The sequence below is a fragment of the Actinomadura chokoriensis genome (assembly GCF_041463665.1).
Taxonomy (GTDB): domain Bacteria; phylum Actinomycetota; class Actinomycetes; order Streptosporangiales; family Streptosporangiaceae; genus Spirillospora; species Spirillospora chokoriensis_A.
This window is the reverse complement of record NZ_JAXCEJ010000009.1, coordinates 121,547-137,078: the sequence shown is the minus strand read 5'-3', so window position 1 is coordinate 137,078 and position 15,532 is coordinate 121,547. Positions and strand designations below refer to the sequence as shown.

The following is a 15,532-nucleotide window of genomic DNA, read 5'->3' as shown; positions in this document are numbered from 1 at the left end:
CCGCAGCCCCGGCAGGGCCGCGCTGATGCCGATGGCCGACAGCAGTACCGAACGCGCTCGACGCCGGGATGTTCTTCGCCGAGAACGACACGAGGCCGCTGCAGATCGGGACGGTGGCCGTCTTCGAAGGCCCCGCGCCCGATCATCCGGACCTCGTCCGGCAGGTGTTCGCCAGGCTCCGGCTCGCGCCGCGCTGCCTGCAGCGCGTCCGGACCGTCCCGTTCAACCTGGCGCACCCTGTCTGGGTGGACGACCAGCGGTTCGCGATCGGCGACCATGTCCTGCACGCGACCGCTCCCGCACCCGGCGGTCCGGAAGAACTGCGCGAGTTGGCGAGCCGCATCCTGGCCCCGCCGCTGGATCTGACCCGGTCGCCGTGGGAGATGTGGCTGGTCGACGGGCTCGCGGACGGCCGCTGGGCGCTGGTCTGCAAGGTCCACCACTGCATGGTCGACGGGGTGGCGGGCATCGACCTGCTGGCGGTGCTGCTGGACACCGACCCGGACTGGACGCCCGTGAAGCCCCGGGTGTGGATGCCCGCACCCGAACCGTCCACCGCGGCCGTCCTCCGCGACGGCGTCAAGGACCGGGTGACGGGTTTCGGCCGGCAGGCCGCCCGGCTGTTCCTGCCCGTCCTGCGCGACTCGGTCGCCGCCGCGGGCGCGGTGCCCGGATACGCGACCCGGCTCGCGGGGTCCGGCGCGTCATCGCTCAACGGACCGACCGGCCCACGACGGCGCTGGACCCGGACCTGCGCCGGGATGGACGAGGTGGACCGGATCCGGCGCACGTTCGGCGGGTCGGTCAACGACGTGGCCCTGGCCGCGACCGCCCGCGGTTTCCGCGACCTCCTGGAGGCGCGGGGCGCGCTCGGCGAAAGGTCGATCGTCCGCGCCATGGTGCCGGTGTCGGTCCGGGCGGCGGACGAGCGCGGCGTCCCGTCGAACCGGGTGTCGCCGGTCCCGGTGGACCTGCCGTGCGGGGAGGCCGACCCGTTGCGGCGCCTGCGCCTCGTCCGGGAGCAGATGGACGGGCTGAAAAGCCGCAACGAGGCCGCCGGGCTCGACGCCTTCGTCAAACTCTTCGGCGGCGCCCCGAGCCTGCTGGCCGCCGCCGCTCACACCGCGCTGCTACTGCGCCAGCCGCTGATCCACACGATCGTCACCAACGTCCCGGGGCCGGCCTGCCCGCTGTACGCGATGGGCCGGCGGATGCTGGAGATCGACCCCTACATCCCGATCGCGGCCGGCCTGCGCATCGCCGTCGGGATCGTCTCCTACGACGGCGCCCTGTCGTTCGGGCTCACCGGAGACCACGACGCCGTCCCCGACCTGGAGACCCTGCGTGCGGGAATCCGCGAGGGCATCGACGAACTGCTCAAGGAGGCGGCACAGACCGCGCCCACGGCCTGAACCCACGCGGGGGCCCGGTGCGGCGGCGGTTCCAGCGGCGGAACTCGTCGGCGCTCCAGACGATGAGCGGGAACACGGCGATGATGGCGAGGACGTCCCAGGGCAGGTCGGCGGTGCCGAACAGGTGCTGCAGCGGCGGCAGGTAGATCAGTGCGGCGGCGAACAGCACCTCGAAGGCGATGCCGGCCAGCAGCAGCGGGTTGGTGGCCAGGCCCACCTCGCGGAGGGAGGCGTGGTCGGTGCGTGCGGCCATCGCGGTGCCGAGCTGGCAGGTGACGAGGCCCGCGAAGGTGGCGGTGGTGGCGGTCAGGTAGGCGTGGTGCAAGGCGGTCCCCTGGCCGGTGGGGTCGCCGGGATGCCAGCCGGCGCGCCACAGGACGTAGAAGAACACGAGCATGACCAGGGCGGCGGAGATCAGGCCGAGGTAACCCCAGGCGCGGATCAGCATGTCGCGGGAGATGACGCCCTGGGAGGCGGGACGGGGCGGCCGGTCCATGATGCCGGGCTCGGCGGGTTCGCGGCCGAGCGCGAGCGCGGGCAGCGTCTCGGTGCCGAGGTCGATCGCGAGGATCTGCAGCACGGTGAGCGGGAGGGGGACCAGGCCGCCGCTGAGCGCGAACACCAGGAACGGGACGACCTCCGGAACGGCGTGGGCGAAGATGTACAGGATGAACTTGCGGACGTTGTCGTAGACGCGGCGTCCGGATTCGATCGCGGTGACGATGGTCGCGAAGTTGTCGTCGGTGAGGACCATGGTGGACGCCTCGCGGGCCACGTCGGTGCCCGAGCGTCCCATCGCGACGCCGATATGGGCCTGGTGCAGGGCCGGCGCGTCGTTGGCGCCGTCCCCGGTCATCGCCACGACCTGCCCGTGGGCGCGCAGCGCGTCGGCGACCTTCAGCTTGGTCTCCGGCGACGAGCGGGCGAAGACGATCTCGGCGTCGCCGGTCAGCAACTCGTCCAGCTCGTCGTCGTGGACCTGCTCGGACTCGGCGACAACGTGCAGGCGGGGGACGCCTATGCCCACTTCAGCCGCCACGGCGGCCGCGGTCGCGCCGTTGTCGCCGGTCACGATGTGGACGCGCAGCCCCGCGTCGTGGCAGCGGCGCACGGCGTCGGCGACCTGCGGGCGCGGCGGGTCGTACAGCCCGACCAGGCCGAGGAGGCGGAGCCCGGTCTCGGCGTCCTCCCGGCGCCTGGGGATCTCGGCGCCGGGTGGCAGGTCCCGGACGGCCACGGCCAGCACCCGCAGCCCCCGGCGCGCGAGGTCGTCGACGACGGCCATGACCGCGCCGCGGTCGGCTCCGACGACGCGGGCCAGGACGGCCTCGGGTGCGCCCTTGACGTGGACGGCGAGACGGTCGCCGCGCTGCCCGATCGTGGACATCAGCCGCAGCCGCGCGTCGAACCGGAAGATCGCGCGGCGCCGCTCGTCGCGGGCGGCCAGCCGTGCGGCGATGTCGGGCCCGGCCCCCTCGAACAGCGCGATCTCGGTCGGGTCGCCCTGCAAGTCGCCGTCGTCGGCATAGGAGACGGTGGTGCATTCGGTCATCGCCCGCGCGAGGTCGGCGGGCGGCGCCACAGTGGTGGTGACGGTTCCGGCGTCCGGGGTCCAGTGGGCCTGCAGGCGCATCCGGTTCTGGGTCAGGGTGCCGGTCTTGTCGGTGCAGATGACGTTGGTGGAGCCGAGCGTCTCGACCGCGCTGAGCCGCTTGACGACGGCTCCCTGTTTCGCGAGGACGCGCACGCCGACCGCCAGCGCCAGCGTGATGGTCGGCAGGAGGCCCTCCGGGACGTTGGCGACCAGCAGGCCGATCGCGAACATCAGCGCGTCCCTCAGCGGCAGCCCGACGAGCGCGCCGATCAGCAGGAACACCGCGCCCATGCCGACCGCGACCGCCGCGATCAGCCAGGCGACCCTCTTGACCTGGACTTCCAGCGGACTGTCCCGGCGCGGCGCACGCTGGCTGAGCGCGGCGATGCGCCCGAGTTCGGTGTGCCCGCCGGTCGCGAACACGATCGCCCGCGCCTCGCCGCCGGTGCAGGTCGTCCCGGAGAACACCAGGTTCGGCTCGCGCAGCAGCGGCGCGCCCTCCTCCGCGGCGGCCGCGACCCGCTCCACCGGCGCCGACTCGCCGGTCAGCATCGACAGGTCGACTTCCACCGCCCCGTCGGTCAACCGCGCGTCGGCCGGGACCTTGTCGCCCTCCGCCAGCACGATCAGGTCGCCCGGCACCAGCCCGGCGGCCTCCACGGCCTGCCGGTGTCCGTCCCTGATGACGTGGGCCTGCTCGGGCAGGTAGGCCGCCAGCGCCTCCACCGCCCGTTCGGCCTGGTGTTCCTGCACCAGCGCGAACACGGCGTTGATCAAGATCACCGCGAGGATCGCCCAGCCCAGCACCGCCATCCCGGCGATGAACGCCAGCGCGCCCGCACCCCACAGCAGCAACGCCAGCGGATGGGCCAGCTGCCCCGACAGCAGCCGCACCAGCGACCGCTTCTCCCGTCGCCGCACCTGGTTGGGCCCGTACACGGCCAGCCGCCGGGCGGCCTCCCGCGCGGACAGGCCCCGGTCGCCCGTGCCCAGCTCCTTGCGGAACAGCGGCAGCGGCTCCCGCGGATCGGCGCTCGGCTCGCCCGCACCGGTCGCGGTACCCGCGTGATGTCGTCTGGCGGGCATGGCTCAGCGGGGCCGCCGCAGGTAAGGGACCGCCGCCCTGGCGGCGCGGTCGGCCGGGGCGGCGGTGTCGACGCCTCCGGCCCCCAAGATCACCACTGCTCCGAACTCCCCGCCCTGGACGGCGCCGCACAGCACCTCGACACCCTCGTCCGCACGATCATGCCCACCCTGATCGTCACCGAACCGCTCGGACGGCCTGCCGAACACGGCACGGACGACGCCGGGAGCACGTCCCGGAACCCTGTGACGGTGCGCGTGGAGGTCCAGTCGGCGTCTACCCGCTGGGCCGCGGGTCGCGTCCGGCCGGGACGCGCTCCTTCTTCGTGGCCTCCCTCTCAGGCGCTGCGCTGGTGCTCCGCGGCGCGGCGGCGCACCTCGTCCATGTCCACTGCCCGGGCGTCCTCGATCAGCTTCTCCAGCTCCTGATCGCGCAGCGCGCCGGGCTGGGCGTACAGCACGATCCCGTCGCGGATGATCGCCAGGGTCGGGATCGAGGAGATCCCGAAGGCACCGGCCAGCTCCTGCTGCGCCTCGGTGTCGACCTTGCCGAACACGATGTCGGGGTGCTTCCCGGAGACCCGCTCGTACACGGGTGCGAAGAAGCGGCAGGGCCCGCACCAGCCGGCCCAGAAGTCGATGAGGATCATGTCGTCGCCGGCGAGCACGTCCTCGAAGTTCTCGCGGGTCAGTTCGGTCGTCGCCATCGCGGTCTCCATTGTCCGTTGCAATACCCCTACGGGTATTAGAACAGCCATATCAGGTCACCGATTCCCTGGTGCTACATACGGGTATGGGTATGCTGGAGCGAGCAGCGAGGAATCGTGATCGGCGAAGCGCGAAGCCAGGCGGGCACGCGAGCCCCGGAACGTGACTGGCACAAGCCCGCCCGGGCAAGGGGATCACACACCATCCCGGCTCGGACGTCGCCAAGAAAGGGAGATCCCATGGACTACGGCATGACCGTCCGGCTGCACCGGCCGTTCGCCGAGACCGTCGAGCAGGTCAGGACGGCGCTGAAGGAGCAGGGGTTCGGTGTGCTCACCGAGATCGACGTGCGCGCCACGCTGCACGAGAAGCTCGGCGAGTCGATGGAGGACTACCTCATCCTCGGCGCCTGCAACCCGGCGCTCGCCCATCAGGCCCTGGACGCCGACCGGCGGATCGGCCTGCTGCTGCCCTGCAACGTCGTCGTCCGGTCCGAGGGCGACGAGACCGTCGTCGAAGCGCTGGACCCCCAGGTCATGGCGACGGTGAGCGAACGACCCGGCCTGCGGCCGGTCGCCGACGAGGCGGCAGGAAGACTCACCGCGGCACTGGAGTCCCTGAGCCGCTGAACCCGCCGGTCAGGTCATCGCACCCGTGCTCGTACGGCCCGACGAGGGAGGTCACGCCGTCCAGGTCTCCAGGGCGAGCAGATCGCGCATCGACACCATGCCGACCACGCGCCCCCGGTCCTGGACCGGCAGGTGACGGATCCCCGCGTCCAGCATTCGGCGGGCTACCTCACGCGCGTCCTCCTCCAGCTCGGCGGTCCTGATCTGTGTCGACGCGTACGCGGCGGCCTGCTGCGAGGCCGGGTCGTCCGAGGTCGCCAGCGCCCCGACCAGGTCGCGTTCCGTGATGATCCCGGTCACCAGCTCGCCGTCGATCACCGCCAGGGCGCCGACCTCGTTGTCCACCATCCACCGTGCGACCTCGACCAGCGGCTCATCCGCGCGGCAGCCGAAGACCATCGGACGGTAAACGTTGCTGACCAGCATGACTGTCCTCCATTGGATTGATCGGGCTGAGCCCCGTGCGAACATCGGTCGCCTTCGACGGACCGGGCTGGCGTAGGTCGCGCACACCCGACCGCAGACGCTTCGGGGTTGTGTCCAGCCTTACCGGGCCGAAACTGGACGAGCCGGGGTTCGAACCCCTGGTCAGCGGGTTTCCGTGAGCGCTGTCGGGCGTTTCAGTGGCCGGGACGCGTCTGGCGGTCGGCGAGTCGACCGCATCGATCCCGGCCCTCGGAGCCAGGCGATCCGCGACTACCCCCTGCATCTCCGGCCGCACCCAGACGACGCGAGGGCGCCTTCATCATCGCCATCAACTGCGCCGAGCCCTGAGTCAGGGCGAACGCTGCCTGAGCTGCGACCACGCCTGCTGCCCGCACCGTTTCCGCCTGGCGGGGGCTGGACAGACCTCCCGGGGAGGAGGCGACAAGTGAACGATGATTCGGCGGGTGCCGAAGATCGAAGTGAGGGCTCGATGCCCGCTCCGATCGTCATCGGCACCGATGGATCGGACGAGTCGGCGCGTGCCCTCGAATGGGCCGCCGCCGAAGCCGCCTTGCGTGAACGTCCGTTGCACATCGTCCACGCCATCGAGGGCCGGCCGTATACGACGCGGCACTTCGCGCAGCCCGAGACCGCCCTGCGCGTCACCCGTGCCGGCCGGAGCGTCCTGGCCGCCGCCCGCGCACGCGTCCAGGAGCGGCGGCCTGATCTTGTGACGACGACCGCTCTGGTGAGCGGGGAGACCTCGCAGGCTCTGAGCGCGCAGTCGGAGGAGGCGTTCGAACTGGTGCTGGGAAGTCGTGGCCAGGGCGGTTTCGCCGACCTGCTGCTGGGTTCCACAAGCCTTCGCATGGCCGAGCGCTCCACCGTCCCGGTGGTGATCGTGCGCGGGGACGCCGCCGATGGCGGCGAGATCCTCATGGGCATCGACCCGGTGCGGCATGCCGGCGCGATCCTCGACTACGCCTTCGACGCCGCCGCGCTCCACCATGCCCGGCTCCGCATCGTCCACGCGTGGCAGACACTCGCGACCTTCCTGGAGGCCGGTTACTCCGACGCCGAGCACATCGAAGCGGACCTGGGGCAAGAGGTCGTCGCCGCTTACCGGCCACTGCAAGGCCGGTACCCGGGAGTCGACGTCGTCGACGAGATCGTCTTGGAGCATCCGGTGGCCGCGCTGTCCAAGGCCTCGCGCAAGGCCCGCCTGCTGGTGGTCGGGGCCCACGACTGGCACTGGACCTCGCCCCAGCTCGGTTCCGTCACACACGGAGTGATGCATCACGCGCAGTGCCCGGTAGCGGTCGTCCCCGCCTGATGATCTTGATGAGAACGGGCAGAACCGTCATCCCGGGAGGGAGGCCGTGTCAGATGAAGCGACCAACAGTGGGGACGGTCATGACATCCGACGTCGTGACGGTAACGCCTGACGCCTCGTTCAAGAACGTGATCAACACTCTCGCCGATCACGAGATCAGCGGGGTGCCCGTCGTGGACGGGGAGGGGCGCGTCATCGGCGTGGTCACCGAGGCTGACCTGCTTCGCAGAGCGACGGCCGGCCAGAGCGGTCGGCCGCGCCGGAGGCCGCGCCCCGCGCTGGAACCGTCCCAGGCCACCACGGCCGGGGAAGCCATGAGCTCGCCTGTGATCACCACTACCGCGGGCACCACGATCGCCGAAGCAGCGCGGACAATGTGCCGGCACCGCGTCAAGCGGCTCCCGGTCGTGGACCCCGATGGCCGCCCGGTGGGCATCGTCAGCCGCGCCGACCTGCTGCGCGTCTTCTTGCGAACGGACGCGCAGATCCACGACGAGGTGACCCACGAGATCGTCATACAGAGTCTCTGGCTTGACCCCGCCGAGGTGGAGGTCGACGTGCGCGACGGCGTGGTCACCCTGCGAGGCCGCGTGCCACTGGCGAGCCTCGTCCCGATCGCCGAAAGGCTGACGGCCTCCGTCGACGGCGTCATCCAAGTGATCAACAAGCTCGACTACGACGAGGATGACCGCGCGCGCCCGCACCGCCGCAGCGCGGGCCGACGGCGCTAGCGACCCAGCGCGATCCGTCCGACGGTCCGGCAAGCGGAGGGCCGAGCCTTCCTCGAACTGGAGCCGATGGCCTCTACCTGTGCCGTTTCCGCCCGGTGAGACTGGACACCCTGGCTGGAGAGGACGCAGCAAGACGAACGGTCAAGGAGGTGCGAGACCGTGGAAGCCAAACAATGGGCCGTGGACGTCTACATCACCGAGAGCGGCGACGACACCCACGTCCGGACCCTTCTCACGACTACGGCGGAGGCCGGGAAGATCGAGGGGGCGGGGCACGCCCGCCGCAACCCACGGGACCGGCAGGTGCCCGAGATCGGCGACGAACTGGCCGTCGGCCGCGCTCTGATCGACCTGGGCAGCCGACTGGTGCGGCTTGCCGGCTTGGACATCGAGGAGTCCGCCACGCGGCGCTGAGAGCCACCGCCGGGGCGGCGAAGGAGAGCGGCGAAGGTCCCTTCAGCGACCGGCTCTCCGCCGGCCGCGTCCACAACCTTACGGGTGGGTGCAGCTAGGCGCTGGAGTTCGGGGGTGCGTGGACGACCGCTACCGGGCAGGGCGCGTGCTGGACCAGGGCGTGGCTGACCGACCCGAGCAGCAGACCGCGGAACCCGCCCAGCCCCCGCGAGCCGACGACGAGCAGGCGTGCGCCCTCCGCGACGTCCAGCAGGACTTCACGCGGTGGGCCTGTCACGACCTCGGCCTCCGAGTGCACGCCCGGATGAAGCTCCTGCAAGGGAAGCATGAGCTGATCCAGTCGTTCCGTAGCCGCCTTCCGCATGTCCGCCTCGTCCGCAGGCGGTGGGAGATGCTTCACCTGTGCGGGCTCCCGGGCCGCCACCGCAAGCACGGATGTTCCGTGCAGCTCGGCTTCGGCGAACGCCATCGCCAGCGCGGCCTGGGACGCCGGTGAACCGTCCACGCCGACCACGACACGGCCAGGTCCGGGCCCCGGGCGCCGGTCCGTCTCGCCCCGGGCGATCACCACGGGGCACGTGGCGTGCGCGGCCACCTGGGCGCTGACCGACCCGAGCACGAGGCCGGCGAACCCGCCGAGGCCCCGCGGCCCCAGCACGATCAGGGCGGCCTTCTTCCCCGCCTCGATCAGCTTCGCGGCCGGCTGCCCGCATTCGAGAAGGGCCTGCAGCGGCACGTCGGGGGCCTCCTTCCGGACGTGCTCGAGACCACCGTCCAGGGTCTCCTGCGCCAAGGCCGGCAGGTCCACCATCGGCATGCCCAGCGGGCTCCCGATATAGGTCTCCCATGCGTGGACCACGGTCAGCGGCAGGCCGCGGGCCCGGGCCTCCTCGGCTGCCCAGTCCAGGGCGCGGATTCCGTTCTGCGAACCGTCGTAGCCGGCAACGACACCGATGATCGCCCCTGAGTTCATGCCCTCTCCCCCAGCTCACGCATCTCCGTCAGGTTCGCCTGACCGAGTGTTGCCATGACAAGCCGGACCGTTACCCTGCGCGGCTCGGCACTATCGCCACCGTGCACGGAGCGTGTTTGAGCAGCGCGTCACTCGTGGCTCCCAGAGTCAGCGCCTCGACGGCACCCGTGCCGCGGGCGCCCACCACCGCGAGGTCGGCGCCTTCGGCGGCCTCGAACAGCGCCTCGCGCGGCGGCTTCAGCACCAGCGACGTGGTGGCCTGCACCTGCGGGTACTTCACCCGCCAGGGAGCGACGGCGCGTTCCAGCAGGGCGCCGCACACGTGGCGCAGCTTGTCCTCGTCGCCGAACAGCGAGAGGTCACCGTCGGGCGCTGCGCCCGGTTCCGCGCAGCCGTACACCGCGCGCAGCCGCCAGCCGCGCAGGGCCGCCTCCTCGAATCCGAAGGCCAGCGCCGCGTCCGCTCCCCGCGAGCCGTCCACGCCGACGACCACCAGCCCGTCGCCGGCCGCAGCGGACCGGACGACCACCACGGGACGGCCGGCCTTGGCCGGCACTCTCAGCGACGTCGAGCCCACGGGCATCTCGTCCGACCCGTGCGAGCCGATCACGATCAGTTCGGCGTCCTGCCCCACGCCCACGAGCGCCGGGGCGGCGCTGCCGTCCCGGAGCCGCTTGCGGACGGTCAGGCCCGGCGCCGACTCCCGTGCGAGCGCCACTCCGTGGTCGAGGAGGTGCTCGGCCATCCGGCGGACGATGGCCTCGCCCTCGTAGTCGATGTGGCTGATCGGGTAAGGCCAGCGCCAGGCGTGGCAGACCGTCAGCGGCAGCCGCCGCAGCCGCGCCTCCCCCACCGCCCACCGCAGGGCCAGCTCGCTTTCGCTGGTTCCGTCGTAGCCGACGGTCACGTGGCTCATGACGTCCTCCTCGTACCGGGCCTAGCTCCATCCCATCGCCGGACAGATCACCTTCACAGGGCCGAAAGGCCCGTTTCACCGCGACCTCTGCCACCGCACCGGCGGACATCGAATTCGGTTTCGACGTGTACGGTGCTGGACGGCAGATCGAGGATCGAGTTGTGCACCCTGCATGCCCCATCCGCAGCCCGGTCGGCAGATCGCGCAGCCGGAAACTGCGGGAGAACGAGCCTCGCCCGGTCAGCCCGACGCTCATCCGTCATATGCCCCGCTATTCCCAGCGGCACCCACGACACCGGCCGGCCATGGCGCCTGCCCCCGATCAGGGTTCTTCCATCATGACCTCATCGACGGGGCGGCGCACCGATCCGAGGTCCTCACCGGCGGCGACGCCGAGCCTGAGCAGCATCTGCGGGTACGAACCACCGCAGAACCGGTCACGGACGAACACCCGCAGTTCCGGCACTTCGAGCGCCTGGGTGTGGAAGGCCGCGGACAGGCCGCTCTCCGTGGCCCTCAGCAGCGCACGCTGGAGCGCCTGCCCCGCGCGCAGCCGATCGGCGGGCGCGTCGCCGCCGGAGACCAGCAGCAAGACCACTCCTGCCGACGCCGCACCCGCGTCCGACGTGCTCTGGGCTCCCCAACCGTGGCCGCGTGCGAAGTCCCGGGCCGGGAAGTGCGGTGTGCTCTGCGGGGGCCGCTGCGGGTAGGCGCGTTCCTGGACGCCGTCCGCCCGGGACGTCCGGGGCGAGGGCGCCCAGCGGGCGATCTCCGCCGCGTACGCGGGCGTGCGCTCCTGGACGTGCTCGGCCGCCTCGGTCAGGGCCGCCAAAGCTCCCTTGACGTGGACGTCCACCGCCTCGACCAGCTGAGCGCCCTCCCCTTCGGCGTCCAGCCGCATGGCCGCCAGGATCCCCGGGGGAAGCGGGTCTGCGCGGAACCCGCCGCGGTGGCTGCGGCGCCGCCGTATCTGCGCGCGCTCGCGCTGGGACTCCTCATCCGGGCGCTCCCCCGGTTCCAGGTAGACGTCGGCCAGCAGGTTCGGGCGGTCGGGATCGGGAAGCAGGCGCACGCCCGGGGTGTATCCGAGCGCGTGCAGCGAGCTTCTCAGGTTGTAGAGCGCGGCGCCGCAGCTGATCAGCATCTCGCGGCCGTCCGGATCCGCCACGTCGAGCCGGCGGTCGATGTCCGCGCTCAGGCTGATCCGGGCCCCGCGCACGCCGAAGCGCCACGGCTGGGTGTTGTGCACCGAAGGGGCCCACACCGCGTCCTCGACGGCCTCTCGGACATCCGCCGACACCTGTTCGGACGGACCCGCCGCGTTGCCGTAGTGCATGGTCACTCCCTCCCAGGTCTGCTGTATCCAGTTCATTACCCGAAAAGCGGTGACCTGTAGGGACGAAGGTCTGCGACGGCCGGGATCTCCGCACCGATCGGCCGGCGGCCCGCCCCCCGTGCGGACGGCGTCGGCCGCTACCTCCGCATCGGGTCGCGCTCACGGACGACCGCGACCGGGCCCGGCGCCTCGTGCAGCCCCGCCCTGGTGACCGCGCCGAGCAGGGTCCTGGGGGACGATCCGCTTCGCGCCCCCTCGCTGCTCATGGGCGGGGACCACGATCACGGGGCGGTCGGCGTGCGCGGGAACGTGCAGTGCCGTGGAGCCGATCGGCAGCTTGTCGAATCCGCCCGCCCCCCGCGCGCCGATCACGATCAGCGCCGCGTCGGCCGACGCCTCCAGGAGCGCCCCGGGCGGCGTGCCCTTCACCAGCAGCGGCCGGACGTCCAGTCCCGGGGCGGCCTGCCGCGCGAGCCGGACTCCGTCGTCGACGGCCAGAGCGCCCATGCTCTGGACGATCTTCAGCGCGTCCTCGTCGTGCGGAGTCAGCGGATACGGCCAGGTCCAGGCGTGGCAGACCAGCAGGGGCACCCCGCGCGGGGTCGCCTCGGCTGCCGCCCAGCGCAGCGCCCGTTCGGCGGCCGGTGAGGCGTCGAACCCCACCAGAACAGCTCGTCCGTCCATTGAGGTCACCTCCTGGTCTTCGAGCCGCACCGATTGTGGTCGCGATATTCAGAGGCCGGAGTCCGCCGGTGCGGGGGACCTTCGGCCCTGGGTGTGCGCGGACGGGAAGCGCAAACTGGCAGTAGAAGGAGGTGCGGTCATGAACATCGGGTATGCCCTCCTGATCGCCGTTCCCGGTGGTGGCTGGGGGCACATGGGAGACGGCGGCTGGTCGGGCTGGATGTGGCTGTGGGGGTCGGTGATGGTCCTGTTCTGGGTCGCCCTGATCGGCGCGGTGGCATGGCTGGTCGCCCGCGCCGCGGCGCCCCGCAACACACCCCCGCCGGACACCCGGACGGACGGGCTGGACCACGCGCGCGAAATTCTCGCCGAGCGCTACGCACGCGGCGAGATCAGCGTCGAGGAGTACGACGAGCGGCTGGCCAAGCTGCGTGAACGGAACGTCCGCGCCTGACGGATCCGGCAAGGAGCGTTGCCCGCCTCAGCAACAGACTGCCGCACCGCGGTGGGGGCCAGGTCGCGTTGTCAGGCGGCGCGGTGCGGCTCCGGGACGATCGCCACCGCGCACAGAGCATGGTGCAGCATCGCCGAACTCGTCGCGCCCAGCAGCAGCGGGTCCAGGCCACCGACGCCGCGGTCCCCCACCACAAGCAGATCGGCGTCCGCGGCCGCCGCCAGCAGGGCCTCGCGGGGGCGCTCCAGCAGCAGCGACACCCGCACGGCGACCTCCGGGTAGCGCCGCCTCCACGGGCGGACGGCCTCGTCCAGCATGGCGGTGCGCGTCTCGAACAGCCGGTTCCTGTCGGTGAACAGCGGCAGTTCGAACTCGGGCACGGCTCCGGGTTCCCACGCTCCGTAGACCACGCGCAGGTCGAAGTCGCGGAGGGCGGCCTCCTCGATCGCGAACCCGAGCGCCGCGTCCCCGCCCGCGGATCCGTCGACCCCGGCCACGATGAGCCCGTGCGGCCCCCCGGCGTCCCGGACCGCGACCACCGGGCGGCGCGTGCGGGCCGGCAGCCGCACCGCCGTCGACCCATCCAGCAGCCGGTACCGCTCGTGGGAGCCCACCACGATCAGTTCCGCGTCGTCGGACTCGTGCACCAGCGTCTCGGTGACGGGTTCGCGCCTGAGCAGCGTGGAGACCTTCCCGCCCGCTCCGAGTTCCCGGGCCCGGCGGGCGCCTTCGCGCAGAAGGTTCTCCCCCGCCCGCTGGACGATCGCGTCGACGCCGGCGTCCACATGCTCCTGCGCATAGGGCCAGTGCCAGCAGTGACACATGATCAGGTCGAGTCCCCGCAGCCGTGACTCCTCGACCGCCCAGCGCAGCGCGGACTCGTTCTCCTCGGTCCCGTCATAGCCGAACAGGATGTTCGGCCGCTGGACCCGTGACAGTGCGACCATCCGTCCTCCCCCTTCTTCGGGCTATGGACTCGATTTCAGTTTCGGCCGGCCGCAAACACCTTTCAGGGGGCGAAGGTCGCAGGTCCGGGAGATCGTCCGGCACTGCTCGCCCCTGATCAGCGGTGAGAACGCGGCCAGGCCGGGAATGCCCTGCGGACGGTCCTGGACACCCGCGGCGGCACCCTGCACCTGCGGCCGCGCCTGCCCTCCGCGATCGGCGAACTCCGCCTCGGGCTCCGCTACCGGGGCCACTGGGGCATCGACCTGACCTGCCGGCAGGACCTGATCCGCGTGACGCTCCGGCCCGGCGCCGCCTCCCCCATGCGCGTCTGCTACGCCTCCGAGGTCGTCGAGATCCAGCCCGGCGCGTCATGGGAGAGCCCGCTCCAGCACGGCAGGACGATGTCACCGGCGACCGACCCGTAGGACCCGAGACGGGGTGAGCGGCGCGAAACGCTCTGCATCTTCCCCGAACTGTTCGAACGCACCGGTCCGGAGCTTACGAGTGGCTGATGGGTTCGGGGCTTCCAGCTGCTCCAATCAGCGGTCGAGGTCGAAGAAGGGGTCGCCCTGCGGAAGGGCGCTCGGTTGCGGGCGGGGTTGCTGCGGTAGCGGTGGAGGGGGTGGCTTTTCGCGTACTCGGAAGGAGTCCTGGCCGAAGGGGTCGGACACTCTGCGGGCGACCTCGGCCCAGCCTGCGTCCGGCCATTTCGTGGTGGCGCCCCACGTGCACTGAGCGAAATGGCGCAGTACGTCGTCCGGTTGAGGCGATCCGGAAATGTAGCATAGGCGGGCGTTGGTGAAATCCGCGCCGGTAAGGTCGGCGCCGGTGAAATCGGCGCCCACCAGGTGGGCGCTGACGAGCTTGGTCCGCACCAGGGTTGCGCCATTGAAGAGCCAGCAGCCGACCTCGGGGGCGCCGCCGAGGCTTGCGCCGGTCAGTTCGGCATCGGTCAGGTCCGCGCCGATGAAATCGCCGACGATTCCGAAGTCGGCGTGGCGCAGATCCGCGCCGACGAGTTTGGCGTCGGTGAACCGGGCTCCCGCCCCCGCGGTCCAGCCCGGTTCGGCGAAGGACAGATCGGCGTAGCGGAGATCGGCTCCGCTGAGGTCGGCGCCGGTGAGGTCGGCGCCCTCCGGGAACCGGACGCCCCGCAGGTCGGCCCCGCGCAAGTCCTTGCCGACGAGGCGGGCCATCGCCTCGGCGCTGTTGTCCTCGATCAGTGCCGCCAGGTTCTCCGGTGAGCCGGACGGCCTCCCGGCCCCTGTCCGCTCGCCGGTGACGGCGTCCGCGGGGACGACGTTTCCGTGCAGCGCGTACAGGTGGAAACCGTCGCGGTAGCTGATCGCCGGGCCTGTACGGCAGTGCAGCCTCAAGGGGTCTTCCCCCGGCCTTGGCTCGGGGGCGAGGTGGAGCTGGCTGGGGCGCTCGCACACCAGGCAGATCTGCTCGAAGGGCCACCAGCCGCCGCAAGACTCGACGAGTTCCTTCCAAAGCGCCAGCCTGCGATTCCATATCTCCCGGCGTCGTTTACGAGAGAACCAGCCGCCCTTCTTGGCTTGACCACCGCTGAGCAGGGGCAGGAGGAACTCTCCCGGCTCCGGCACACCGTGGGCCGCCGCGATCGCCGTGGGCCGCGGCGTGCCGAACTCACTCCAGTTCCAATCGGAGTCCGCGCGGGGAGAGTCGATCCACACCAGCCGTGGCTGCGGCGCGCCGGCCAGCTCGTACAGCCCGCGGATCGCCGCCTCGGCGACGGGCCGGTCGGCGGGTGCGGTGGATTGCCGGCCCGCCCAATCAGGCAGCCGAGCGGCCAGCCGCATGATTTCTTCGTCAGCCGCAAGACGACTGAAATTGATCTCGGTATTGAACGGGCTGGGCAGAGCCATAC

General features: G+C 71.7%; 16 protein-coding genes and 1 pseudogene. 7 read left to right on the top strand and 10 right to left on the bottom strand.

Features of this window, described 5'->3' with window-relative positions:
• Positions 1-65 precede the first annotated feature (65 nt).
• Positions 66-1,412, top strand: a pseudogene (locus tag SM418_RS16895) (wax ester/triacylglycerol synthase family O-acyltransferase); the annotation flags it as partial.
• Here the strand turns inward: SM418_RS16895 and SM418_RS16890 are convergent.
• From SM418_RS16890 to SM418_RS16880, 3 genes are all read right to left on the bottom strand, one after another.
• The gene (locus SM418_RS16890; RefSeq protein WP_371941737.1) at positions 1,378-4,092 is read right to left on the bottom strand and encodes a cation-translocating P-type ATPase; all 2,715 of its coding nucleotides are present in this window, start codon (positions 4,090-4,092) and stop codon (positions 1,378-1,380) included. The pseudogene SM418_RS16895 and the gene SM418_RS16890 sit on opposite strands and share 35 nt — an antisense overlap.
• Positions 4,093-4,095: 3 nt before the next feature.
• On the bottom strand, positions 4,096-4,299 hold the full coding sequence (locus SM418_RS16885) for a hypothetical protein (RefSeq protein ID WP_371941735.1): 204 nt from the start codon (positions 4,297-4,299) through the stop codon (positions 4,096-4,098).
• A 128-nt stretch (positions 4,300-4,427) separates the two neighbouring features.
• The gene (locus tag SM418_RS16880) at positions 4,428-4,796 is read right to left on the bottom strand and encodes a thioredoxin family protein (RefSeq protein ID WP_371941733.1); all 369 of its coding nucleotides are present in this window, start codon (positions 4,794-4,796) and stop codon (positions 4,428-4,430) included.
• Positions 4,797-5,036: 240 nt separating this feature from the next.
• Here SM418_RS16880 and SM418_RS16875 point away from each other — a divergent pair, with 240 nt between their 5' ends.
• Positions 5,037-5,426 (top strand): DUF302 domain-containing protein, encoded by a 390-nt coding sequence (locus SM418_RS16875; RefSeq protein ID WP_371941732.1) that lies wholly within the window; start codon positions 5,037-5,039, stop codon positions 5,424-5,426.
• Positions 5,427-5,477: 51 nt separating this feature from the next.
• Here SM418_RS16875 and SM418_RS16870 read toward each other — a convergent pair whose 3' ends face one another.
• On the bottom strand, positions 5,478-5,852 hold the full coding sequence (locus SM418_RS16870; RefSeq protein WP_371941730.1) for a CBS domain-containing protein: 375 nt from the start codon (positions 5,850-5,852) through the stop codon (positions 5,478-5,480).
• Positions 5,853-6,342: 490 nt separating this feature from the next.
• On the opposite strand from SM418_RS16870, the gene SM418_RS16865 reads away from it, so the two are divergent.
• From SM418_RS16865 to SM418_RS16855, 3 genes are all read left to right on the top strand, one after another.
• The gene (locus tag SM418_RS16865) at positions 6,343-7,185 is read left to right on the top strand and encodes a universal stress protein (RefSeq protein ID WP_371941728.1); all 843 of its coding nucleotides are present in this window, start codon (positions 6,343-6,345) and stop codon (positions 7,183-7,185) included.
• Positions 7,185-7,916 (top strand): CBS domain-containing protein, encoded by a 732-nt coding sequence (locus SM418_RS16860; RefSeq protein ID WP_371941726.1) that lies wholly within the window; start codon positions 7,185-7,187, stop codon positions 7,914-7,916. Before SM418_RS16865 ends, SM418_RS16860 begins: the two co-directional genes overlap by 1 nt.
• 159 nt (positions 7,917-8,075) lie before the next feature.
• Positions 8,076-8,330 carry a dsRBD fold-containing protein gene (locus tag SM418_RS16855; RefSeq protein WP_371941725.1) on the top strand — a complete coding sequence of 85 codons (255 nt, stop codon included), beginning with the start codon at positions 8,076-8,078 and terminating at the stop codon, positions 8,328-8,330.
• 94 nt (positions 8,331-8,424) lie between these two features.
• Here the strand turns inward: SM418_RS16855 and SM418_RS16850 are convergent, their stop codons facing one another.
• The 4 genes from SM418_RS16850 to SM418_RS16835 form a co-directional block, all read right to left on the bottom strand.
• The gene (locus SM418_RS16850; protein ID WP_371941724.1) at positions 8,425-9,303 is read right to left on the bottom strand and encodes a universal stress protein; all 879 of its coding nucleotides are present in this window, start codon (positions 9,301-9,303) and stop codon (positions 8,425-8,427) included.
• Between the two features lie 70 nt (positions 9,304-9,373).
• Positions 9,374-10,219, bottom strand: coding sequence for a universal stress protein (locus SM418_RS16845; protein WP_371941722.1), 846 nt, complete (start codon positions 10,217-10,219; stop codon positions 9,374-9,376).
• Between the two features lie 322 nt (positions 10,220-10,541).
• Entirely contained in the window at positions 10,542-11,555 is a 1,014-nt protein-coding gene (locus SM418_RS16840; RefSeq protein WP_371941721.1) for an Acg family FMN-binding oxidoreductase, read from the bottom strand.
• A gap of 159 nt (positions 11,556-11,714) precedes the next feature.
• Positions 11,715-12,239, bottom strand: a complete 525-nt coding sequence (locus tag SM418_RS16835; RefSeq protein WP_371941719.1) for a universal stress protein — start codon at positions 12,237-12,239, stop codon at positions 11,715-11,717.
• Positions 12,240-12,378: 139 nt separating this feature from the next.
• Between SM418_RS16835 and SM418_RS16830 the strand changes: the two genes are divergently transcribed.
• Positions 12,379-12,693, top strand: a complete 315-nt coding sequence (locus SM418_RS16830) for an SHOCT domain-containing protein (RefSeq protein ID WP_371941718.1) — start codon at positions 12,379-12,381, stop codon at positions 12,691-12,693.
• Between the two features lie 71 nt (positions 12,694-12,764).
• On the opposite strand, the gene SM418_RS16825 is transcribed toward SM418_RS16830, so the two are convergent.
• Complete coding sequence (locus tag SM418_RS16825; protein WP_371941716.1) at positions 12,765-13,640, bottom strand: universal stress protein; 876 nt, start codon at positions 13,638-13,640, stop codon at positions 12,765-12,767.
• 150 nt (positions 13,641-13,790) lie between these two features.
• Here SM418_RS16825 and SM418_RS16820 point away from each other — a divergent pair, with 150 nt between their 5' ends.
• Positions 13,791-14,066 carry a glycosyl hydrolase family 65 domain-containing protein gene (locus SM418_RS16820; RefSeq protein WP_371941833.1) on the top strand — a complete coding sequence of 92 codons (276 nt, stop codon included), beginning with the start codon at positions 13,791-13,793 and terminating at the stop codon, positions 14,064-14,066.
• A 114-nt stretch (positions 14,067-14,180) separates the two neighbouring features.
• Here SM418_RS16820 and SM418_RS16815 read toward each other — a convergent pair whose 3' ends face one another.
• Positions 14,181-15,530, bottom strand: a complete 1,350-nt coding sequence (locus SM418_RS16815; protein WP_371941715.1) for a pentapeptide repeat-containing protein — start codon at positions 15,528-15,530, stop codon at positions 14,181-14,183.
• Between the last annotated feature and the right edge of the window lie 2 nt (positions 15,531-15,532).